Below are 21,255 nucleotides of genomic sequence, written 5' to 3'. Positions count from 1 at the left end.
GCGCTCCCATGAGAAGGAGGAAGGGGGAGAAGAAGTACCGGAGAAAGAAGGGGGAGCGCCGGGGCACCCGGAGCCACGCCGCTCCCGGAGGCTCAGCCCTTGACCGCCCCCTGCATGATCCCGCTCACGATCTGCTTGCCGAACAGGACGAACGCCAGGAGCAGCGGCAACGTACCGAGCAGCGCGCCCGCCATGATCACCGCCCGGTCGGGGATGTACCCCGTGCCGAGGGAGTTGAGCGCCACCTGCACGGTGGGGTTCGACTGGTTCAGGGCGATGATCGGCCACAGGAAGTCGTTCCAGGCCATGACGAACGTCAGCAGCCCGAGCACGGCCATCGCGGGCCGCGCCGCCGGGAACACCACGTGCCAGATGATGCGCAGACTGCTCGCCCCGTCCATCCGCGCCGCCTCGATCAGCTCGCTGGGCAGGGCCTGGACCAAGTACTGCCGCATGAAGAAGACCCCGAAGGCGCTCACGAACGTCGGCAGGATCACGGCCTGGAGCTGGTTGGTCCACTGGAGGTCGGCGACCCACAGATACAGCGGTACGACGCTCAGCTGGGGCGGCACCATCATCGTGCCGATGGTCAGTATCAGCAGCGCCCCGCTGAACCTGAACTTCAGCTTGGCGAAGGCGAATCCGGCGATCGTGGAGAACAGGACGGTGCCGATGGTGATGCTGCCCGCCACGATCGTGGTGTTCAGCATCGCGTCGCCGAGGCTCGCCTCCCGCCACGCCCGTTCGAGGTTCTTGAAGAGGTTCCCGCCGAACCACAGGGGCGGCGGCGTCTGGGCGAGCCGCCCGCTCGTGCGCGAGGCCGCGACGGCCGTCCAGATCAGCGGCGCCAGCGAGATGGCCGTGAACAGCGCGAGGACGGCGTACGTGAGCGGCCCCGCGTGCATCGTGCGGCCGGCCTTGAGGCCCATGGTGCGGGCGCGGGACTTCATCGGTCCTTCCTCAGGCGTCGGGCGATCAGCAGATTGACCGCGGCGATGAGCAGCAGGATCAGGAGCATCAGCCAGGCGACGGCCGAGGCCCGGCCCAGATGGCCGTTGATCCAGCCCTGGTCGTACAGATAGAGGCCGAGCGTCTGGAACTGGTGGTCGGCGCCGCCCTTGGACCCGGCCGTGCCGCCGAACAGCAGCGGCTCGCCGAAGAGCTGGGTCGCGCCGATAGTGGAGACGACCACCGTGAACAGGATCGTCGGCCGCAGCATCGGAATCGTCACGTGCCGGAACTGCTGCCAGCGCGAGGCGCCGTCCAGTGCGGCCGACTCGTACAGGTCGTGCGGCACGGCCTGCATCGCCGCCAGGTAGATGAGCGCGTTGTAGCCGGTCCACCGCCAGATGACGATCGACGACACGGCGAACTGCGAACCCCAGGAGGACTCACGCCAGTTGACCGGGTCGAGGCCGACCGACCCGATCAGCCAGTTGACCATGCCGCCGTCCCAGGCGAAGAGCAACGTGAAGACCAGTGAGGCGCTCGCCACCGATGTCGCGTACGGAGCGAGCATCGCGACCCGCCACAGCGTGGACCCGCGCAGCTTGTAGTTGAGCAGATGCGCGATTCCGAGCGCGATCGCGAGCTGGGGGACGGTGGAGATGACACCGATGGTGAAGGTGTTGCCGAGCGCGTTCCAGAAGTAGTCGCTGCCCAGCAGGTTGGTGTAGTTCTCCAGGCCGAGCCAGGTGCGGTCGTCGAGGTTGGTCAGCTCCAGGCGGTGCAGCGACGCCCAGCCGGTGTAGAGCAGCGGGAAGAGGCCGAAGGCGCCGAAGAAGAGGAAGAAGGGCGCGACGAAGACGTAGGGCGACGCCTTGATGTCCCAGCGGTACAGGCGGCTGCGCCACGAGGACGTCGTGGGGGAGGGCGCGCGGCCCTCCGGCGCGGCCGGGGCCGCGTCCCCCTTCACGGGGGGCGCGGTCTCGGCGTACTCAGTCGTCTCGGACATGGGCGTCACTGTCCCAGAACATCCTTGATCTCCTTCTGGGCCGCTTCCCAGCCCTCCTCGGGAGACTTGCCCTGCTGCTCCACCTGGAGCACACCGATGTCCGTGATGGACTGGCCGATCTGGGCGTCCTTGACGCCGTAGACGGCCGAGGGGGTGTTCTCGGCGATGCCCGCGTAGATCCGGGTGATGGGCGCGTCGCTGAAGTACGCCTTGGTGGCCGGCGACGGCTTCAGCTTGTCGTAGACCGCCGGGGTGGACGGGAAGCTGGCCTGCTTGGCGAAGACCTTCGCGAGCTGCTCGGGCCGCGTCAGCCAGACGGCCAGCTCGGTCGCCTCCTTCTTGTGCTTGCCCGCGCTCGGCACGCCGAGGAAGGTCCCGCCCCAGTTGCCGTCCGTGGGCGCCTTGGCCATGTCCCACTTGCCCTTGCCGCCCGGACCCGTCTTCTCCTGGATGTAACCGGCCATCCAGGCGGGGCAGGCCACCGTGGCGAACTTGCCGTTGGCGAAGCCCTGGTCCCACGTCGGGTCGAACTGCTTGAGCTTGGCGGACATGTCACCCCGCGCGACCTTCATCGCCGCGTCCCAGGCGTCCTTGCGGCCCTGGCTCTGCTCGTAGATCTCCTCGCCGTCCTTGTCGTAGTAGCGCTCGGTGGCGCCCGCGAAGACGGCGTTGTAGACGCTGGAGGCGGAGTCGACGAACTTGGTGCCCTTCGGCGCCTTCTCCATGTACTTCTCGCCCATCGCGACGTACTTGTCCCAGTCGCCGGCCCACTCCTTGGCCAGCTCTTCGCGGTCGGTGGGCAGGCCCGCCTTCGCGAAGAGGTCCTTGCGGTAGCAGAGCGCGGTCGGACCGATGTCGACCCCGAGACCGATCGTCTTGCCGTCCTCGGTCGTGGCCTGCTTCCACTTCCAGTCGAGGTACGCCGACTTCTGCACGCCCTCGGCCTTGCCCAGGTCCTCGAACTTGGCGCCCTGGGTCTGTACGACCTCCGTGATGTTGCTGACCTCGACGGCCGCCACGTCGTTGACCCCGGCGCCGGACTGGAGCTGGGTGAGCAGCTTCGGGTAATAGGCGTCGTTCCGCTCGATGACGTTCTCTTTGATCCTGATGTTCGGGTGGGCCTTCTCGTACTCCTCGTACAGGCCCGCCTGCTTGAGGCCCAGCACACCGAACGTGCCCACATTGAGCGTGATCTTGCCGTCGCCGCCCGCCGACCCTTCGTCGTCGCTGGAACAAGCGGCCAGCAGACTCGCGGCCAGGGCGGTCACGGCCGTGTAGGCCACCAGTCGGCGGGACCGGCCGGAACTCGTGTGCATGACGTCCTCCTCTTGCCTGACGTGCCGACCCCCCGGCCAACTGCTCTGCTGGGCCCGTTGGTTCACTCTGCGGCTCGGGCGGGGAACGTGCGGGATGTGTACGGGTCAGGTACTGTGGGAGCGCTCCCACGTGTGATGAGTTGAAGACTCGTGGCTGGGGGCGGGGGTGTCAAGGGACCGGACAGGGAGTTACGTCTTCGGTTATCGGGCCGTTACGGGCCGCCCGTGCTTTCGCTCCTCCGCCCGGTGAAGATCCGGCTGTTACATTCCTCGCCGGGGGAAGTGACGGGAGGCGGACAATGGCAGCTCACGCAGCGCGCGGCCGCAGTGGCGGACGGCCCACCCTGGAGGAGGTCGCCGCGCGGGCGGGAGTGGGCCGGGGGACGGTCTCCCGCGTGATCAACGGCTCGCCCCGGGTGAGCGCGGCGACCCGCACGGCCGTCGAGGCCGCCGTCGCCGAGCTGGGATACGTCCCCAACACGGCGGCCCGCGCCCTGGCCGCCAACCGCACGGACGCGATCGCCCTGGTCGTGCCGGAGCCGGAGACCCGCTTCTTCGCCGAGCCCTACTTCTCCGACGTGCTGCGCGGGGTGGGCGCCCAGCTCAGCGAGACCGAGATGCAGCTGCTGCTGATCTTCGCCGGCAACGACCAGCGGCGTCAGCGCCTCGCCCAGTACCTCGCGGCCCACCGCGTCGACGGCGTCCTGCTGGTCTCGGTCCACGCCGACGATCCGCTGCCGGATCTGCTGACCCAGCTGGAGATCCCCGCGGTGATCAGCGGCCGCCGCTCCGCCGAGGAGGCGCTGCCCTCGGTCGACTCCGACAACTACGCCGGGGCGTGCTCGGCCGTCGACCACCTCATGGCCCGCGGCCGCACGTCCATAGCCACCATCACCGGCCGCCTCGACGTGTACGGGGCCCAGCGCCGCCTGGACGGCTACCGCACCGCCCTGGAAGGCGCCGGCCGCACGGTGGACGAGCGGCTGATCGCGCAGGGCGACTTCACGGAGGAGGGCGGGCGGCGCGCGATGCGGGAGCTGCTCGCGGCCTGCCCCGGGGTGGACGCGGTCTTCGCGGGCTCGGACGTGATGGCGGCGGGCGCCCGGCAGGCGCTGCGGGAGGCCGGGCGCCGGATACCCGACGACGTGGCGCTCGTCGGCTTCGACGACTCGGCGATCGCGCGCCACATGGACCCGCCGCTCACCAGCGTGCGCCAGCCGATCGAGGAGATGGGCCGGGCGATGATCGACCTGCTGCTCGCGGAGATCGCGGACGGCCGCCCGGCCGCCGCCCGGCGCCTGGAGCGGCGCCAGCTGGTGCTCCCGACGGAACTGGTCGAGCGGGACTCTTCCTGAGCACGATGAGCGGGACTCTTCCCGAGCGCGATTCCCGTGCGTCGCGGAAGCGAAAACGGAAAGGGCCCCGGTTCTCTCGAACCGGGGCCCTTTCCTCAGGGTGAGTGACGGGACTTGAACCCGCGGCCACCTGGACCACAACCAGGTGCTCTACCAACTGAGCTACACCCACCATGTCCGGTCGTTCTGCGTTCTTCCGACCGGCCGAGAAAAAGTGTACAGGGTCCGAAGGGGTGCTCGCGCACACGTTTTCCGGACCCCGTACAGGAGGGGTGCGCGGAGGCTACCGCGCGGGCAGCACGTGCTTGGCGGCGATCGACTTGGCGGTGTCGGAGTCCGGTCCGGGCTGCGGGACGAAGACCGCCTCGCGGTAGTAGCGCAGCTCGGCGATGGACTCGCGGATGTCGGCGAGTGCGCGGTGGTTGCCGCTCTTGGCCGGGCTGTTGAAGTACGCCCGTGGGTACCAGCGGCGCGCCAGCTCCTTGATGGAGGAGACGTCGACGATCCGGTAGTGGAGGTACTCCTCCAGGGTCGCCATGTCGCGCAGCAGGAAGCCGCGGTCGGTGCCGACCGAGTTTCCGCACAGCGGAGCCTTCCGCGGCTCCTTGACGTGCTCACGTACGTACGCCAGGACCTGCTCCTCGGCGTCGGCCAGCGTGGTGCCGTCGGCCAGTTCGTCGAGGAGACCCGAGGCGGTGTGCATCGTGCGCACCACCTCGGGCATGGTCTCCAGCGCCGCGTCCGGCGGGCGGATCACGATGTCCACACCTTCGCCGAGCACGTTCAGTTCCGAGTCGGTGACCAGTGCGGCCACCTCGATAAGTGCGTCGTCCGTCAACGAGAGCCCGGTCATCTCGCAGTCGATCCACACCATGCGATCGTTCATGCGTCTTACCCTACGGCGCGCTCCTCTGGCCGGGCAGGGGCGGACGGCCCGCGTGCCCCGCGTACGCGTCCGAGTGCGGCTTGCCCGGCTCGGTGGGCACGGAGGCCGAGGGGCCGAGCGCGCTGGCCGCCGCCGTGCGCCGGGTCTGGGTCGGCACCGGACCCGCCTCCACCAGCGCGGGCATGGAGTGCGAGGAGGCCGGGGCGGACTCCAGCGCGCGCTCGCCCTGGGGCCTGCGCGCGCGGTAGGCGGCCCGGTACGCGGCGGGGGACGAGCCCAGCTGGCGCCGGAAGTGTCCCCGCAGCGCGACCGGCGAGCGGAAGCCGCAGCGGCCCGCCACCTCGTCCACGGAGTAGTCGGACGTCTCGAGGAGGCGTTGCGCCTGGAGCACCCGCTGGGTGATCAGCCACTGCAGGGGAGCGCTCCCGGTGAGCGAGCGGAACCTGCGGTCGAAGGTCCGCCTGCTCATGTACGCGCGCGCGGCCAGGGTCTCCACGTCGAACTGCTCGTGGAGGTGTTCCAGCGCCCAGGCGACGACCTCGGCGAGCGGGTCGGCGCCGATCTCCTCGGGTAAAGACCTGTCGAGATAGCGCTCCTGACCGCCGGCCCGGCGCGGCGGCACCACGAGCCTGCGGGCGAGCGCGCCCGCCGCCTCGTTGCCGTGGTCCGTGCGCACGATGTGCAGACAGAGGTCGATTCCGGCCGCGGTGCCGGCGCTCGTCAGGACGTCCCCGTCGTCGACGAACAGCTCGCGCGGGTCCACGTGCACGGACGGATAGCGCTTCGCGAGCGTCGGCGCGTACATCCAGTGGGTGGTCGCGGGCCTGCCGTCGAGCAGGCCGGCGGCGGCGAGTACGAACGCGCCGGTGCAGAGCCCGACGATGCGGGCGCCCTCCTCGTGCGCGCGGCGCAGCGCGTCGAGTGCTTCCGGCGGCGGCGGAGACGTGATCGACCGCCAGGCCGGTACGACGACCGTGCCCGCCCGGCCGATGGCCTCCAGGCCGTGCGGTGCGGTGAGTTCGAGCCCGCCGGTGGTCCGCAGCGGGCCGTCCTCTCCGGCGCACACGAGCAGCCGGTAACGGGGGACACCCGCGTCCTGCCGGTCGATGCCGAAGACGGAGAGCGGTATGGAACTCTCGAAGATGGGGCCACCGCTGAAGAGCAGCACCGCTACGATCTCCCGGCGGCGGCGGCCGGAAAGCTTCCGGGCCGTGGTCTCCGGCGCGGCAGTGGAGTCGTGGCTCATGGTGCTAAACCCCCCTCGGTCGTAGCGGCTCCCCGTTCCTGATGTGCTTGACGTGCCTGACGTGCTTGCTGGGCCTGTCGCTCCTGCACGTTTCCCCTCGGTCCTCCACCAGTCCCCCGCCGTAATACAGTCAAGATCGAATCTACTGTGTCCCGTGCTGCCGGGGTGACCAGTTCAGCACCCGGCAGATTGTCGACATGGCAACTTGGCGTGAAGCATTCGATCACGAAGCGTTGCACTCGTGGGCCGTGCAGGGAAGTGCGCCTCGGCTCCATGGCCGGTCCCCGTAGGGTGCGCACGCCTTCGGAGCACCTTTCAGCCCTGTTCGGACGGGGGTTGGGGGCCCGTTCGGCCAAGGAATGCCCGACTCCCGGAAGTTGGCTGAAAAGCTACGGGAGCGTGTGTGCGAATCGGTCAGTCGACCGGCGCGCTCTCGGCGCTGTGCCGCAGGCCCCGGTGCGCCCCCGTGCCCGTTCTGCCGTGCCGTCCGCGGTGCCCGTTGTTCTCCTCCGCGCGCAGTCGCGCGGCGCCCCGCTCGGACTGCCGGAGCAGCACCCGGCAGACCCCGGTGACGGCCGCGAGACCGAGCGCCGCGCCGCCCGCGCCCGCCAACGAGATCCCGTACCCCACAAGGACGACCGGAACCAGCACGCAGCTGAAGACCGCCCAGCGGACCACGTCGCTCACCGAGTCCTGCGGGGGTGTCCGCCGGGCCTCCCGGGCGCGTGGGCCGGGGACCGGGCGGTGCTTGCGGGTGGGTGGGGACGCGGTCGGGGTTCCAGGCACGGCGTGCTCCCTGTGGCGGTGGCGTACGGGGGTTCAACGCGCGGTCGGGCGGCCGGTCACTGGCGTGCCGCCGGGTGGGCGCCGGACGGGTCCCGGACGGGTGCGCAAACCACCTGTAGGAGGCAGCAACCATTGCCATACGGGCGAGGCTCATGCATGCTCCGGTGAACGCCGGGGGCCCTGTGCGCGGCCCGGCGCGGGCCCGTGCGGGCTCTTCGCAGGCTCTGGGCAGGAGAGGAGTGTCGCCGTACCCTTGGGGGTATGGGGTTGGGAAGATGATTCCCGGACGACCTTCCGGGTCCGAACCGACGACCTCCCAGGTCCCGAGCTTTCGCAGCGTCTGAACAAGCAGACCCTCCCACAGAGGACTCCTTCGCCGAGACACCCATGGCCGGTCACGAATACTCCGAACCAGCGGACCGCAAGCGGCAGGTCGCCGATCCGTCGGCGACCCCCCGAGCGGCGGAAGAACCACGTCATTCTTGCGATCCCGCCTTCCGGCACGGTGTCGTCGTCGGCTTCGACGGCTCGACCTCCAGTGAGCGGGCCCTCGCATATGCCATCGGCATGGCCCACCGGTCGGGTTCCGGCCTGATCATCGTGCATGTCGCCAACCGGCTGCCCACCACCGTCTGGGCGGGCTGCGAGCCGCCGGTCTTCGTCGACGTGCCGGACCACCGCACCGAGGTGCTCGGGCTCGAGCTGGCCTGTGCGGACTATCTGGCCGAGGTGCCCTGGATCCTCGTCGAGCGCGGCGGCGACATCTGCCACGAGCTGGAGGAGGTCGGCCGCGAGTACAGCGCGGACGCGATCGTCGTCGGCTCCACCCACGGCATCGTCGGCCGCATCTTCGGCTCCGTGGCGGGGCGGCTCGCGCGGCGGGCGCAGCGGCCCGTCGTCGTCATTCCGTGAAGCCGGTCATTCCGTGAAGCCGGTCGTCCCGTAACGCCGGCAGATAAATCTACTCGTGTGTAGAGGTGCTCCCCGGCGCCGCGAAGGGTACATAAAGGCCACCGGCCGCAGCGGGCGCGGGTCGGGGTAATGGGCGACCCCGGCCCTTGAGGGAACGGCTCCCCGCGCGTTGGTGGCACGCGCGGGGAGCCGTTCACATGTTCTGGCCCGGTGACCCGGTGATCCCGTGGACTACTCGACGGTGACGGACTTCGCCAGGTTGCGCGGCTTGTCGATGTCCCGGCCGAGCGCCAACGCCGTGTGGTAGGCGAGGAGTTGGAGCGGGATGCCCATCAGGATCGGGTCCAGCTCGTTCTCGTTCTTCGGGACGAGGATCGTCTGGTCGGCCTTCTCCTGCTCCTGGTGCGCGACCGCGAGGATCTTGCCGCTGCGGGCCTTGATCTCCTCCAGGGCGGCGCGGTTCTTCTCCAGGAGGTCGTCGTCCGGGACGATCGCGACGGTCGGCAGGGCGGGCTCGATGAGGGCGAGCGGGCCGTGCTTCAGCTCGGAGGCGGGGTAGGCCTCGGCGTGGATGTACGAGACCTCCTTGAGCTTGAGGGAGGCCTCGCGGGCGACGGGGTAGCCGCGTACGCGCCCGATGAAGAGCATCGAACGGGCGTCCGCGTAGCTCTTGGCGATCTTCTTGATCTCGTCCTCCTGCTTGAGGATCTCCGAGATCTGGCCGGGCAGCTTCCGCAGGCCCTCGATGATCCGCTTGCCGTCGGAGACCGACAGGTCGCGGATGCGGCCGAGGTGCAGGGCGAGCAGGGCGAAGGCGACGGTGGTGTTCGTGAAGCACTTGGTGGAGACGACGCAGACCTCCGGGCCCGCGTGGACGTACACGCCCGCGTCCGCCTCACGGGCGATCGCGGAACCGACCACGTTCACGACGCCGAGCACGCGGGCGCCCTTGCGCTTCAGCTCCTGGACGGCGGCGAGCACGTCGTACGTCTCGCCGGACTGGGAGACCGCGATGTAGAGGGTGTCGGGGTCCACGACCGCGTTGCGGTAGCGGAACTCGCTCGCGGGCTCCGCGTCGGCGGGGATGCGGGCCAGCTCCTCGATCATCTGGGCGCCGATCATGCCCGCGTGGTACGAGGTGCCGCAGCCGAGGATCTTGACTCGGCGCACCTTGCGGGCGTCGTGCGCGTCCAGGTTCAGGCCGCCGAGGTGCACGGTGGAGAAGCGGTCGTCGATGCGGCCGCGCAGGACGCGGTCGACCGCGTCGGGCTGCTCGAAGATCTCCTTGTGCATGTACGTGTCGTGGCCGCCCATGTCGTACGACTCGGCCTCCCACTCCACGGTGGTCGGCGAGGCGGTCGTGCGGGAGCCCTCGGTGGTGTACGTGCGGTAGTCGTCGGCCTTGATGGTGGCCATCTCGCCGTCGTCGAGGGTGACGACCTGGCGGGTGTGCGAGACGAGCGCGGCGACGTCCGAGGCGACGAACATCTCCTTCTCGCCGATGCCGAGGACGACCGGGGAGCCGTTGCGGGCGACGACGATGCGGTCGTGGAAGTCGGCGTGCAGGACGGCGATGCCGTACGTGCCCTCGATGTGGCGCAGCGCCTCGCGGACCTTCTCCTCCAGGGTGTCCGCCTGGCAGCGGGCGATGAGGTGGGTGAGGACCTCGGTGTCCGTCTCGGAGAGGAACTCGACGCCGTCGGCGGTGAGCTTGGCGCGCAGCTCGGAGGCGTTGTCGATGATGCCGTTGTGGACGACGGCGACCTTCTCGTCCTGCGAGAGGTGCGGGTGGGCGTTCTCGTCGGAGGGGGCGCCGTGGGTGGCCCAGCGGGTGTGGGCGATGCCGGTGGTGCCCTTGAAGCGGGCGGGGACCCTGGCCTCCAGGTCGCGGACGCGGCCCTTGGCCTTGACCGTCCTCAGCCCCGAGGCCTTGGGGCTGGTGATGGCGATGCCCGCCGAGTCGTAGCCGCGGTACTCCAGGCGCTGGAGGCCTTCGAGGAGCAGCGGGGCGACGTCACGCTTGCCGATGTAACCGACGATTCCACACATAGAGGGTGTCCTAGCCGTAGATGATGCGGCGCAGCTGCCGGAGGGTGAGCTCCGGCGGTGCCACCGCGCGGTATGCGAGCTCCGCCGAGATCTGTTCGAAGATCGCCGCGTTCAGCAGGCCCTGACCCTGCAGTTCGCGGTGGCGGCGACGGACGAACGCTTCGGTCGTCTCGTCGAAGTAGGCGAGCACGTCCTGGATGACCCGCAGCGCTTCGCCCCGCCGGAGCGGGGTGCTGCGGGTGAGGTGGTCCACCAGGTCGTCGTGCATGTCTGCTGATCCTGAGGGATCTTGCCCGCTTTCGCAAGAATCCTGCCCGGAATCGGGCAAGCGCGCGCCGGAAAGTGGGGTCGGGTGGCCTACATGCGGCGCAGGACCGCCTGCTTGGCCGTGGTGAACTCCTCGTCCGTGAGGATGCCGGCCTTGTGCAGTTCCCCCAGCTCGCGCAGGCGGCGCAGCAGGGCGTCGTGGTCGTCGGCGGGGGCCGGTGCCGGGGCGTGGCCCTTGGCGTCGGCGGGCGGCGCGTCGGCCGGGGTGGGCGGGGGCGCGGGGGCCGAGGGGTGGGGGAGGCGGGCCTGGACCGCGGCGGCGACCAGGGCCATCAGCGGGTCCTTCTTGAAGCCCCACAGCTCCACCGCGTTCGGGTCGTACTTCGGCGGCGCCTTGGTCGGGGCGTTCCGTACCGTGAAGCGGAGGTGGCCGTTCTCCAGGCCGGCCGCGGGCTGCCACTCCACCGCCGTGAGGTCGGCGAGCGCCAGTGTCCTGGTGCCGGACGCCGACTTCGCCTCCTCCGCCTTCCAGTTCCACTCCAGGCGTACGCACTCCCCGTCGAAGCTCGCCGTGCCGTCCCCGGCGGAGACGGACAGGGGCAGGGGCGGGCCGGGGAGGAGGTAGGACGTACAGGGCGTGGTGGGCACCTGTTCAATCAGATGGGCGTTGCGGACCTCGTCGACGAGGTACTCCGCCACGCCGTACCGGTCCGGCTCCACAAGGAGCCGATACGGGTCGGACGCGTCCGCCAGCTTGCCGCCGGTCGCCTGGAGCAGCGGGTCGGCGCCGTCGCGCAGCCGCAGCCGCAACCGGCCCGACTTCTTGCCCTGCTCGAAGGCTATGCCGGCCAACGCGCCGAGTGGCACGGCCAGTTCGCCCAGCGTCTTGCGCAGCAGGGAGACGCTCTTGTCGTGGCCCGGCACGAGCCGCAGCGTCTCCCCGTCGAAGGTCCAGGTCCCGTCCCGCTGGATGATTTCCGCCATGCGGGGATTCTCGCACCGACTCCTCACGCCGACTCCTCGCACTGATGGCCTATGGCCCTTGACCCCTTGTAGGGGCCGAGTTACCAATGGGAATCGTTCGGTTGCGCTGCGTCGGCCCGTCGAAGGGACCGCTTGTGAGAACGCACCACAGAACGTCACGTCTGCTCGGCTCGCTGCTGCTCGTCGCGGCCGCCGGAGTCTCCTCCTTAGCCGCCGCCCCCGCTCCCGCCTCCGCGGGCACGGCGGCCAAGCCCTCCGTCACCCCGCTCGGCCAGATCGTCCCCGCGCCCATGAAGGCCGAGGCGGGCGGCGCCGGTTACGAGATCACCGCGCGGACCCGGATCCGCGTCGGCAACGCGCAGGAGCGGCGCGTCGGCGAGTACCTCGCGAAGGTGCTGCGCCCCTCCACCGGCTACCGGCTCCCGGTCACCACGACCGAGGGCGGTGACGGCATCCGGCTGCGGATCGGCGCCGAGCCGGAGAACAAGGCTCTTGGCGGCGAGGGGTACCGGGTCATCTCGACGCGCGCCTCCCTCACCATCACGTCCTGGTCGGACGCCGGGCTCTTCCACGGTGTGCAGACGGTCCGCCAGCAACTGCCCGCCGCCGTCGAGGAGAAGACCGAGCAGCGCGGCCCATGGCGGATCGCGGGCGGCACCATCAAGGACATGCCGCGATACGGCTACCGCTCCACGATGCTCGACGTGTCGCGGCACTTCTTCACCGTCGACCAGGTCAAGCGCTACATCGACCAGGCGGCGCTCTACAAGATGAACAAGCTGCACCTGCACCTCAGCGACGACCAGGGCTGGCGCATCGCCATCGACTCCTGGCCGCGCCTGGCCACGTACGGCGGCTCCACACAGGTCGGCGGCGGCAAGGGCGGCTACTACACGAAGGAGCAGTACAAGGAGATCGTCGCCTACGCCGCCTCGCGGCATCTGGAGGTCGTCCCCGAGATCGACATGCCGGGGCACACCAACGCGGCCCTCGCCTCGTACGCCGAACTGAACTGCGACGGCGTGGCCCCGCCCCTCTACACCGGCACCGCGGTCGGCTTCAGCTCGCTGTGCGTCAAGAAGGACGTGACGTACGACTTCGTGGACGACGTGATCCGTGAGCTGGCCGCGCTGACGCCCGGCGAGTACCTCCACATCGGCGGCGACGAGGCGCACTCCACCAGCCACGAGGACTTCGTCGCCTTCATGGACAAGGTGCAGCCGGTGGTCGCCAAGTACGGCAAGAAGGTGATGGGCTGGCACCAGCTGGCCGGCGCCAGGCCCGCCGAGGGGGCCGTCGCCCAGTACTGGGGATACGACAGGACGGGCGCCGCCGAGCGCGAGCAGGTGGTGAACGCCGCGAGGAACGGCACCAAGCTGGTCCTCTCGCCGGCCGACCGCTCCTACCTCGACATGAAGTACACCAAGGACACCCCGCTCGGCCTGACTTGGGCGGGCCTCGTCGAGGTGCGGCGCTCGTACGACTGGGACCCGGCGACCTACCTGAAGGGGGCGCCCGCCGACGCGGTCATGGGTGTCGAGGCGCCGCTGTGGACGGAGACCCTGTCCACCTCCGCGCACCTGGATTACATGGCGTTCCCGCGCCTGCCGGGGATCGCCGAACTCGGCTGGTCGCCCGCGGCCACGCACGACTGGGAGCGGTACAAGGGGCGGCTCGCCGCGCAGGCCCCGCGGTGGGACGCGCTGGGCATCGGCTACTACAAGTCGCCGCAGGTGCCCTGGCCCGCCCGGTAGGCATGGGGGCAGGCATCAAGGCGGGGCTCCCGGGGACCGTCCCGGGAGCCCCGCCCGGCTCATGCGATCGGGTTCTTCAGCGTCCCGATCAGTTGCAGCGCACCCGAGGGGTCCGCCAGGTCCACCATCTGCTCGTTGTTGCGCAGCTGGAGGCGGTTGAGGCAGGAGAGCGAGAACTCCGGGGCGAACATGTCGTACTGCTTGAACTTCTCCGCCAGGTGCGGGGTCGCCTCCTGGTAGGCGGTGACGCACTCGGCGACGGAGCCCCAGAAGGCGTCCTCGTCGATCAGGCCCTCCGTGACGAGGTTCGCGGCAAGGAAGCGGAAGAAGCAGTCGAAGACGTCCGTGAAGATGGACAGGAGCTTCTTGTCCTCCGGGACCTCCACGCGGATGCGCTCGACGACCGGCGGAAGGACCGCGTCCGGGTCCATGACCGCGATCTCCTCGGCGATGTCCTTGAAGATCGCGCGCTGGACGACACCGTCCTTCAGGACGAGGATCACGTTCTCGCCGTGCGGCATGAAGACCAGGTCGTACGCGTAGAAGCTGTGCAGCAGCGGCGTCAGATACGCGTGCAGATAGCGGCGCAGCCACTCGGTCGGGGCGAGGCCCGAGCGTTCGACGAGCGCCCCGGCGAAGCTGCCGCCGTCGCGGTCGACGTGCAGCAGCGAGGCCATCGTGGCCAGCTGCTCGCCCTCGCCGAGGGATGCCACCGGGCTCTCGCGCCACAGCGCGGCGAGCATCTTGCGGTAGGGGGAGTAGCGGTCGGTGGCGGCCTCGTACTCCAGGTGGCGATAGCCGACGGCCGCGCGCTCGCGGATGATCGTCAGGCCGGTCCCGCGCAGTGTCTCGTCGGTCTCGATGAGGTGCGCGAGCCAGTCGTTGATCGCCGGGGTCGCCTCCATGTACGCCGCCGAGAGGCCGCGCATGAAGCCCATGTTGATGACGGAGAGGGCCGTCTTCACATAGTGTTTCTCGGGCGAGGTCCGGTTGAAGAAGGTGCGGATCGACTGCTGCGCGAGGTACTCGTCGTCGCCCTCGCCGAGGCAGACGAGGTGCTGCTGTGCGACCTCGGCCGCGAACGTCACCGAGAGCTTGTTCCACCACTGCCAGGGGTGGGCGGGGATGAGCAGGTACTCCGCCGGGTCCAGGCCCTTGTCGCGCAGGACGCGGTCGAAGCGGGCCAGGGTCTCCTCGCCCAGCTCGGCGCGGAGGAACGACTCGTAGTCGAGGCCAGCGCCCGCCGTGAAGGCGGCCCGGTCCTTGCGCGCCGCCAGCCAGATCAGGCGTACGGGGCTCGCGGTCTCAGGAGCGTACGAAAGGTACTCGTGCACACCGAAGCCCAGCCGTCCGTTGTTCGCGACGAAGCAGGGGTGGCCCTCGGTCATGCCCGTCTCGATCTCCTGGAAGCCGGAGCGAGAGAGTTCGGCGGCGGGGAGCGCGGGCTTGGTGAGCTTGTAGCAGATGCCGGAGAGCGTGGAGGAGATCTCCTCCAGGTAGACCGGCAGGATCGCGTCGCTCAGGCCGAGCGCGCCGCGCAGTTCGGTGAAGAACTCCAGGGAGTTCAGCGCCAGTTCGGTGCCGTCGCGGTGGCGGGTGATCGAGTCGGCGTCGATCTGCCAGTGGTCCAGGCGCAGGACCCGGGCGGCGAAGCGGTAGCGGGTGAGGCCGTCGTCGCTGCGGATCACGTACGCGCCCTCGCCCAGCGGCTCGGGGGTGAGCAGCCGCTCGTGGGCGAACTCGGCGAGCGCCTTGCGGATGAGCAGGCGGTTGGCTGTGGCCCAGCGCTCCGGGGTCAGGTGCGCCACGGCGTCGGACAGGGTCATATCGCCAGTTCCCTTTCGCGTACTGCTGCTTCGAACTGAGCGCGGGTGCAGAAGCTCAGCAGGGCTTCCTTCTCCGGCTTCTGGATGACGGTCTCGGGGCGGAACCCGACGGTTTCGTTGAGGGCGTGCACCGCCGTGTTGCGCACGTCGGGCTCGACGACGACGCGCTCGGTCGCCGGGTCGGCGAAGAGCTCCCGCATCACCGCGGTGATCACACCGCGCGTGAAGCCGGGGATGCGGACGTCGGAGGGCGCGGTGAGGAAGTGCATGCCGACGTCGCCGGGGAGCGGCTCGTAGAGGCCGACGAGTTCCACGTACCGGGGGTCGTACCGCTCCATCAGGAACGACGGCACGCCCTTGTGCAGGCCGATGAACGCGTCGTGGTGCTCGGCGGCGGCGATCGCCATGTACTCGCGCTCGACGTCGGGCAGGGAGGCGTCCTGCATCATCCAGAAGGAGGCCTTGGGGTGCGTGACCCAGCCGTGCAGCAGCTCGGCGTCGGACAGCGGGTCGAGCGGGCGGAACGTGAAGTCGCCGCCGGTGGTGCGGTCGCCGGTCATATGAGAACTCCCTCCGGTGCGGCGAACTCCTGGAACGCGATGGACTTCTCGACCGGGTAGACCTCGCGGCCGAGCAGCTCGCCGACGATGTACGCGTTGCGGTACGCGCCCATGCCGAGGTCGGGGCTGGTGATCGAGTGGGTGTGCACCGAGGCGTTCTGGAGGTAGATGCCGTTCCCGGTGGTGTCGATGCTGTAGTTGCGCGCCACGTCGTAGCGGCCCCGTCCGTCCCAGCGGATGCGGTCGTGGACCGGCGCGAGGAAGTCGGGGACCTGGTACTTGTAGCCGGTGGCGAGGATCAGGCCCTGGGTGCGCAGCCGGAACTCCTTCTCCTGCTCCTCCTGGCGCAGCCCCAGCGTGTACGTGCGGTTCTCGCTGTCGTACGTCGCCTCGGTCAGCGCGGTGTTGGTGAGCAGCCGGGTCTGGACGGGCCCGGTGAGGTTCTTCTGGTAGAGCAGGTCGAAGATGGCGTTGATCAGCTCGCCGTCGATGCCCTTGAAGAGGCCCTTCTGCTGGGTCTCCAGGCGGTAGCGGGTCGCCTCGGGCAGCGCGTGGAAGTAGTCGATGTACTCCGGAGAGGTCATCTCCAGCGTCAGCTTGGTGTATTCGAGGGGGAAGAAGCGGGGGGAGCGGGTGACCCAGTTCAGCCGGTAGCCGTGGACGTCGATCTCGCTCAGGAGGTCGTAGTAGATCTCGGCGGCGGACTGGCCGCTGCCGACGAGCGTGATCGACTCCTTCTTCTGCAGCTCCGCCTTGCTCTGGAGGTAGCGCGAGTTGTGGATCGCGTCTCCGCCGAGGCCGTCGCAGGCCTCGGGCAGGTGTGGCGGCGTGCCGGTGCCGAGGACGAGGCGGCGGGTGCGGAAGAGGTCGCCGGCGGTGGTCCGTACGACGTACAGCTCGGTGTCGTCCTCGTAGGTGACCTCCTCGACCGTCGTGCTGAAGCGGATCGAGGTCAGGCGCGCGGCGGCCCAGCGGCAGTAGTCGTTGTACTCGGTCCGCAAGGGGTAGAAGTTCTCGCGGATGTAGAAGGAGTACAGCCGTCCCGATTCCTTCAGGTAGTTCAGGAAGGAGTACGGGGATGTCGGGTCGGCCAGCGTGACCAGGTCCGACATGAACGGCGTCTGGAGGTGGGCGCCCTCCAGGAACATCCCGGAGTGCCACTCGAAGTCGGGCTTGGACTCCAGGAAGAGGCCGCTCAGCTCGTCCAGCGGCTCCGTCAGGCAGGCGAGGCCGAGGTTGAACGGGCCCAGGCCGATGCCGATGAAGTCGTACGGCGCGGGCGGCTGGTGGGGGTCAGCAGGCGCGGTCAAGGTTCTCTCCCAGGTACTGCTCGGCGTGGCCGGCGATCAGATCGAGGACAGCCGTGATGTCGGCGGTGGTGGTCTCGGGGTTGAGCAGGGTGAACTTCAGGAACTGGCGGTCGCCCACCTTGGTGCCCGCGACGACCGCGTCACCGGAGGCGAACAGGGCCTTGCGGGCGTAGAGGTTGGCGCGGTCGATCGCGGACGGGTCGCAGATCGCGGCGGGGATGTAGCGGAAGACGAGGGTGGAGAGCTGCGGCTCGACCACGACGTCGAAGCGGGGGTCGGCGGCGAGCAGTTTCCAGCCCTCCGAGGCCAGGTCGCACACCTCGTCGAAGAGGCCGCCGATGCCGTCGGCGCCCATCACGCGCAGGGTCATCCACAGCTTGAGGGCGTCGAAGCGCCGGGTCGTCTGGAGGGACTTGTCGACCTGGTTGGGGATGCGCTCCTGCACCATGCGGCGCGGGTTGAGGTACTCGGCGTGGTAGGTGACGTGGGACAGCGTCGCCCCGTCGCGCACGAGCACGGCCGAGGAACTGACCGGCTGGAAGAAGGACTTGTGGTAGTCCACGGTGACGGAGTCGGCGCGCTCGATGCCGTCGAGGAGGTGCCGGTTCTTGCGGGAGGCGAGCAGCCCGCAGCCGTACGCGGCGTCCACGTGCATCCAGGTGCCGTACCGCGCGCACAGCTCGGCGATCTCGGGCAGCGGGTCGATGGAGCCGAAGTCGGTGGTGCCCGCGGTGGCGACGACAGCCATGGGGGAGAGGTCGTCGCGCCGGCAGCGCTCCAGCTCGTGGGCGAGGGCCACGGTCTGCATGCGCTTGTTGTGGTCGGTGGGGATCACCACGACGGCTTCCTCGCCGAGGCCGAGCAGCCGGGCCGCCTTCTGGACGCTGAAGTGGCCGACCTCGGAGGCGAAGATGCGCATCCGGGTGGGGTCCTGCTCCTTGGCCTCCTCGCGGGCGAGCAGCAGCGCCTGGAGGTTGGACTGGGTGCCGCCGCTGGTGAAGACCCCGTCGGCGGCCGGGCCGAGCCCGATGCGCTCGCAGGTCCAGTCGATGATGCGGCGCTCGATGAGCGTGCCGCCCGCGGACTGGTCCCAGGTGTCGAGCGAGGAGTTGATGGCGGAGAGCACCGCTTCGCCCAGGACGGCGGGGATGACGACCGGGCAGTTGAGGTGGGCGAGGTAGCGGGGGTGGTGGAAGTACACCGCGTCGCGCAGATACAGCTCTTCGAGCTCGTCGAGCGCGGCGATGGTGTCGTGCAGGGGCTTCTCCAGGTCGACGGCGTCGATGCGGGGCGCGAGCTCGTCGACGGAGATGCCGGTGAACGGACGTGAGGTGGTGGCGAGTTGGGCCGCCACCCGCTCGACTCCTTCGATCACGGAGCTGCGGTACCGCTCCGCGGTGGTGTCATTGAGCAGGTGCGAGCGCATGAACTGTCCTCCAGGTGAGGGGACTTGACCGCGCACTCGGGGACAGGAGTGTGGGGAGGCGCGCGGGGTGTGAAGCTAAGGTTAGCCTAACCTAAGCTCCTGCCCCACTGAACCCGGGGGTACCCCTGTGTGACAAAAACGGAACCGCCCCCTCCGTAAATGGAAGGGGCGGCCGTCGGTGCGAGGGGAGGTCGACGCGCGTGGCGGCCGTCAACGCGAGGGTCAGGCGCCCTTCTTGAGCTTCTTCGCCTTCTCGATCGCGTCCGCCAGGTCCTCCAGGATCGGCGCGCACTTGTCGTACGAGAAGATGGGCTCGGTGACGCGCGGGATGACCTGGCCGGCCTTGACCGCGGGCAGCTTCTTCCACGTCGGCTTGGACTTGTCCAGGTCGGCCGGCTGGATGGCGGAGGTGCGGTTGTCCATCATGATGATGTCCGCGTCGTACTTGTCCACGTTCTCCCAGCTGAGGTTCTCGAACCAGCCGCCGGACTCCTTCTTGGCCTTCTCCGGCGGCTCGATGAAGTTCACGCCGAGCGCCTTGAAGTACTCCAGGTCGGCCGAGAGGTTCGTGCCGGAGACGTAGAACAGCTCCTGGCTCGCGGAGCCGACCAGGACCTTGATGTCCTTGTGCGCCTTGGCGACCTTGCGCAGCCGCTCGGACGCGTCCTCGAAGCGCTTCTTCGCCTTGACGACCTTGTCCGCCTTCACGTCCGCGCCCAGCGACTCGGCGAGCGCGAGGATGCGCTGGAGCGGGTGGGTCATCTGGCGGTCGTAGACGCTGACGCCGACGCTCGGGGCGAGCTTGAGGATCTTGTCCTTGCTCTCCTCCGGCACGTACCAGAGGGTGCCCTGGTCGTCGAACATCGTGGAGATCAGCACGTCCGGGGCGAGGGCCGCGTACTTCTCGATCTTGAACTGACCCCATTCGTTGCCGATGATGGTCAGCTTGCTGATGTCCATGTCGCCGGCCTGGACATCGGCCTTGCCGTCCTTGGTCTTCGTCGGGCCGAAAACACCCTTGCACTCGATGCCGTAGTCGAACAGGGCGGCGGCGACACCGGTGAACGCGACGATGTTCTTCGGCGTGGCGTCCCGCTTGGCCGTCTGGCCGCGGTCGTCCTTGAAGCTCCAGGGGCCGGACTTGGCCGCGCCGCCCTTGCCCTTGCTGTCCCCGTCCTTTTTGTCGTTGCCGCAGGCTGCCAGGACGGCGGTGAGGCCGAGGGCGCCACCGGCGGCGAGTATGCCGCGGCGGGAGGGCTTGTTGGGACGGGGCTGGGACATGTGGGTTCTCTGCTTTCGTGACGGTGCGGTGGCGGGGCCACTGGCCGGAAGTAGAGCTTAGGCTAGCCTAAGCTCACCTGAAGTCCAGGGGGCCCTACGTCACACCGTCACGAGGCGGCACCGGCGGCATTGGCGGCACAGGCGGCACCGGCGGCTTGGAGTCCTGGCGTTCGTCTTGCCGGGAGTCAGCCCGCGAAACCCAGCTCCCTGGCGATGAGCATCCGCTGGACCTCGCTGGTGCCCTCGCCGATCTCCAGGATCTTGGAGTCCCGCCACATCCGGGCCACGGGGTACTCGTTCATGAAGCCGTAGCCACCGTGGATCTGGGTGGCCTCGCGGGCGTTGTCCACGGCCACCGTCGAGGAGTAGAGCTTGGCGATCGCCGCCTCCTTCTTGAACGGCTCACCGGCGACCAGCCGCGACGCCGCGTCCCGCCAGCCGACCCGCGCCATGTGCGCCCGCGTCTCCATGTCGGCGAGCTTGAACTGGATGGCCTGGTTCGCCCCGATCGGCTTGCCGAAGGCGTGCCGCTCCTTGGCGTACTTCACCGACTCGTCCACACAGCCCTGCGCGAGGCCGGTGGCGAGCGCGGAGATGGCGACGCGGCCCTCGTCCAGGATCCGCAGGAACTGGGCGTAGCCACGGCCCTCCTCGCCCAGGAGGTTCGCCGCGGGGACGCGTACGTCGGAGAAGGACAACTCGCGGGTGTCCGAGGCGTTCCAGCCCACCTTCGAGTACGGCGCGGCGACCGTGAAGCCCGGTGTCCCCGACGGCACGATGATGGAGGAGATCAGCGGGCGGCCGTCCGGCTTGCGGCCGGTGACCGCGGTGACCGTGACCAGGCCGGTGATGTCCGTACCGGAGTTGGTGATGAAGCACTTCGAGCCGTTGATGACCCACTCGTCGCCGTCCCGCACCGCCGTGGTCCGGGTGCCGCCCGCGTCCGAGCCGCCGTCCGGCTCGGTCAGGCCGAAGGCGCCGAGCACCTCGCCGGAGCACAGCTTCGGCAGCCACCGCCGCTTCTGCTCCTCGGTGCCGAACAGGTGCAGCGGCATCGCGCCGAGCGAGACGCCCGCCTCCAGGGTGATCGCCACGGAGGAGTCGACGCGGGCCAGCTCTTCGAGGGCGATGCCGAGCGCGAAGTAGTCACCGCCCATCCCGCCGTACTCCTCCGGGAAGGGCAGGCCGAACAGGCCCATGCGGCCCATCTCGCGGACGATCTCGTAGGGGAACTCGTGGCGCTCGTAGAAGTCGCCGATCTTCGGGGCGACGACGTCGTGGGCGAACGCCTCCACCGTGCGGCGGAGTTCCTCGTGCTCGGGGCTCAGGCGGTGGTCCATCGT

18 protein-coding genes and 1 tRNA gene are annotated in these 21,255 nt (G+C 69.5%); 3 read left to right on the top strand and 16 right to left on the bottom strand.

Annotation, left to right across the window (positions count from 1 at the left end; genetic code table 11):
• Nucleotides 1-92: 92 nt before the first annotated feature.
• From DMA15_RS13145 to DMA15_RS13135, 3 genes are read right to left on the bottom strand one after another with little or no spacing between them, the layout of a single operon-like run.
• Nucleotides 93-950 (bottom strand): carbohydrate ABC transporter permease, encoded by an 858-nt coding sequence (locus tag DMA15_RS13145; protein WP_125512951.1) that lies wholly within the window; start codon nt 948-950, stop codon nt 93-95.
• Complete coding sequence (locus tag DMA15_RS13140) at nt 947-1,954, bottom strand: sugar ABC transporter permease (RefSeq protein ID WP_125512950.1); 1,008 nt, start codon at nt 1,952-1,954, stop codon at nt 947-949. The genes DMA15_RS13145 and DMA15_RS13140 overlap by 4 nt, the downstream gene beginning before the upstream one ends.
• A gap of 5 nt (nt 1,955-1,959) precedes the next feature.
• Complete coding sequence (locus DMA15_RS13135) at nt 1,960-3,270, bottom strand: extracellular solute-binding protein (RefSeq protein ID WP_125512949.1); 1,311 nt, start codon at nt 3,268-3,270, stop codon at nt 1,960-1,962.
• 299 nt (nt 3,271-3,569) lie between these two features.
• On the opposite strand from DMA15_RS13135, the gene DMA15_RS13130 reads away from it, so the two are divergent.
• Entirely contained in the window at nt 3,570-4,625 is a 1,056-nt protein-coding gene (locus DMA15_RS13130; protein ID WP_125512948.1) for a LacI family DNA-binding transcriptional regulator, read from the top strand.
• Nucleotides 4,626-4,724: 99 nt separating this feature from the next.
• Here DMA15_RS13130 and DMA15_RS13125 read toward each other — a convergent pair.
• The 4 genes from DMA15_RS13125 to DMA15_RS13110 form a co-directional block, all read right to left on the bottom strand.
• Nucleotides 4,725-4,797: transfer RNA gene (locus tag DMA15_RS13125), tRNA-His, on the bottom strand.
• 111 nt (nt 4,798-4,908) lie between these two features.
• The gene (gene orn / locus DMA15_RS13120) at nt 4,909-5,511 is read right to left on the bottom strand and encodes an oligoribonuclease (RefSeq protein ID WP_125512947.1); all 603 of its coding nucleotides are present in this window, start codon (nt 5,509-5,511) and stop codon (nt 4,909-4,911) included.
• A 10-nt stretch (nt 5,512-5,521) separates the two neighbouring features.
• On the bottom strand, nt 5,522-6,757 hold the full coding sequence (locus DMA15_RS13115) for a helix-turn-helix domain-containing protein (RefSeq protein ID WP_125512946.1): 1,236 nt from the start codon (nt 6,755-6,757) through the stop codon (nt 5,522-5,524).
• Nucleotides 6,758-7,171: 414 nt separating this feature from the next.
• The gene (locus DMA15_RS13110; protein WP_125517705.1) at nt 7,172-7,444 is read right to left on the bottom strand and encodes a hypothetical protein; all 273 of its coding nucleotides are present in this window, start codon (nt 7,442-7,444) and stop codon (nt 7,172-7,174) included.
• A 486-nt stretch (nt 7,445-7,930) separates the two neighbouring features.
• Between DMA15_RS13110 and DMA15_RS13105 the strand changes: the two genes are divergently transcribed.
• The gene (locus tag DMA15_RS13105) at nt 7,931-8,455 is read left to right on the top strand and encodes a universal stress protein (RefSeq protein ID WP_125512945.1); all 525 of its coding nucleotides are present in this window, start codon (nt 7,931-7,933) and stop codon (nt 8,453-8,455) included.
• A gap of 231 nt (nt 8,456-8,686) precedes the next feature.
• On the opposite strand, the gene glmS is transcribed toward DMA15_RS13105, so the two are convergent.
• From glmS to DMA15_RS13090, 3 genes are all read right to left on the bottom strand, one after another.
• Nucleotides 8,687-10,504 carry a glutamine--fructose-6-phosphate transaminase (isomerizing) gene (gene glmS, locus DMA15_RS13100; protein WP_125512944.1) on the bottom strand — a complete coding sequence of 606 codons (1,818 nt, stop codon included), beginning with the start codon at nt 10,502-10,504 and terminating at the stop codon, nt 8,687-8,689.
• Between the two features lie 10 nt (nt 10,505-10,514).
• Complete coding sequence (locus DMA15_RS13095) at nt 10,515-10,772, bottom strand: hypothetical protein (RefSeq protein WP_125512943.1); 258 nt, start codon at nt 10,770-10,772, stop codon at nt 10,515-10,517.
• 89 nt (nt 10,773-10,861) lie between these two features.
• Nucleotides 10,862-11,755: a DUF4429 domain-containing protein gene (locus DMA15_RS13090; RefSeq protein ID WP_125512942.1), complete on the bottom strand. Its 894-nt coding sequence runs from the start codon at nt 11,753-11,755 to the stop codon at nt 10,862-10,864.
• A gap of 134 nt (nt 11,756-11,889) precedes the next feature.
• Here DMA15_RS13090 and DMA15_RS13085 point away from each other — a divergent pair, with 134 nt between their 5' ends.
• The gene (locus DMA15_RS13085) at nt 11,890-13,509 is read left to right on the top strand and encodes a beta-N-acetylhexosaminidase (RefSeq protein WP_240659777.1); all 1,620 of its coding nucleotides are present in this window, start codon (nt 11,890-11,892) and stop codon (nt 13,507-13,509) included.
• A 59-nt stretch (nt 13,510-13,568) separates the two neighbouring features.
• Here the strand turns inward: DMA15_RS13085 and DMA15_RS13080 are convergent, their stop codons facing one another.
• From DMA15_RS13080 to DMA15_RS13055, 6 genes are all read right to left on the bottom strand, one after another.
• Nucleotides 13,569-15,335, bottom strand: coding sequence for an IucA/IucC family siderophore biosynthesis protein (locus DMA15_RS13080; RefSeq protein ID WP_125512940.1), 1,767 nt, complete (start codon nt 15,333-15,335; stop codon nt 13,569-13,571).
• A complete protein-coding gene (locus DMA15_RS13075; protein WP_125512939.1) occupies nt 15,332-15,895 on the bottom strand; it encodes a GNAT family N-acetyltransferase in 564 nt (187 codons plus the stop codon). The genes DMA15_RS13080 and DMA15_RS13075 overlap by 4 nt, the downstream gene beginning before the upstream one ends.
• Nucleotides 15,892-17,205, bottom strand: coding sequence for a SidA/IucD/PvdA family monooxygenase (locus DMA15_RS13070; RefSeq protein WP_125512938.1), 1,314 nt, complete (start codon nt 17,203-17,205; stop codon nt 15,892-15,894). The genes DMA15_RS13075 and DMA15_RS13070 overlap by 4 nt, the downstream gene beginning before the upstream one ends.
• Complete coding sequence (locus tag DMA15_RS13065) at nt 17,189-18,631, bottom strand: aspartate aminotransferase family protein (RefSeq protein ID WP_125512937.1); 1,443 nt, start codon at nt 18,629-18,631, stop codon at nt 17,189-17,191. The genes DMA15_RS13070 and DMA15_RS13065 overlap by 17 nt, the downstream gene beginning before the upstream one ends.
• Before the next feature lie 222 nt (nt 18,632-18,853).
• Nucleotides 18,854-19,912 (bottom strand): ABC transporter substrate-binding protein, encoded by a 1,059-nt coding sequence (locus DMA15_RS13060; protein ID WP_125512936.1) that lies wholly within the window; start codon nt 19,910-19,912, stop codon nt 18,854-18,856.
• 185 nt (nt 19,913-20,097) lie between these two features.
• A complete protein-coding gene (locus DMA15_RS13055) occupies nt 20,098-21,252 on the bottom strand; it encodes an acyl-CoA dehydrogenase family protein (RefSeq protein ID WP_125512935.1) in 1,155 nt (384 codons plus the stop codon).
• Between the last annotated feature and the right edge of the window lie 3 nt (nt 21,253-21,255).

Origin of the sequence: Streptomyces sp. WAC 01529 (assembly GCF_003945545.1) — a bacterium.
Taxonomy (GTDB): Bacteria; Actinomycetota; Actinomycetes; order Streptomycetales; family Streptomycetaceae; genus Streptomyces; species Streptomyces anatolicus.
This window is presented reverse-complemented; position numbering and strand designations above follow the sequence as displayed.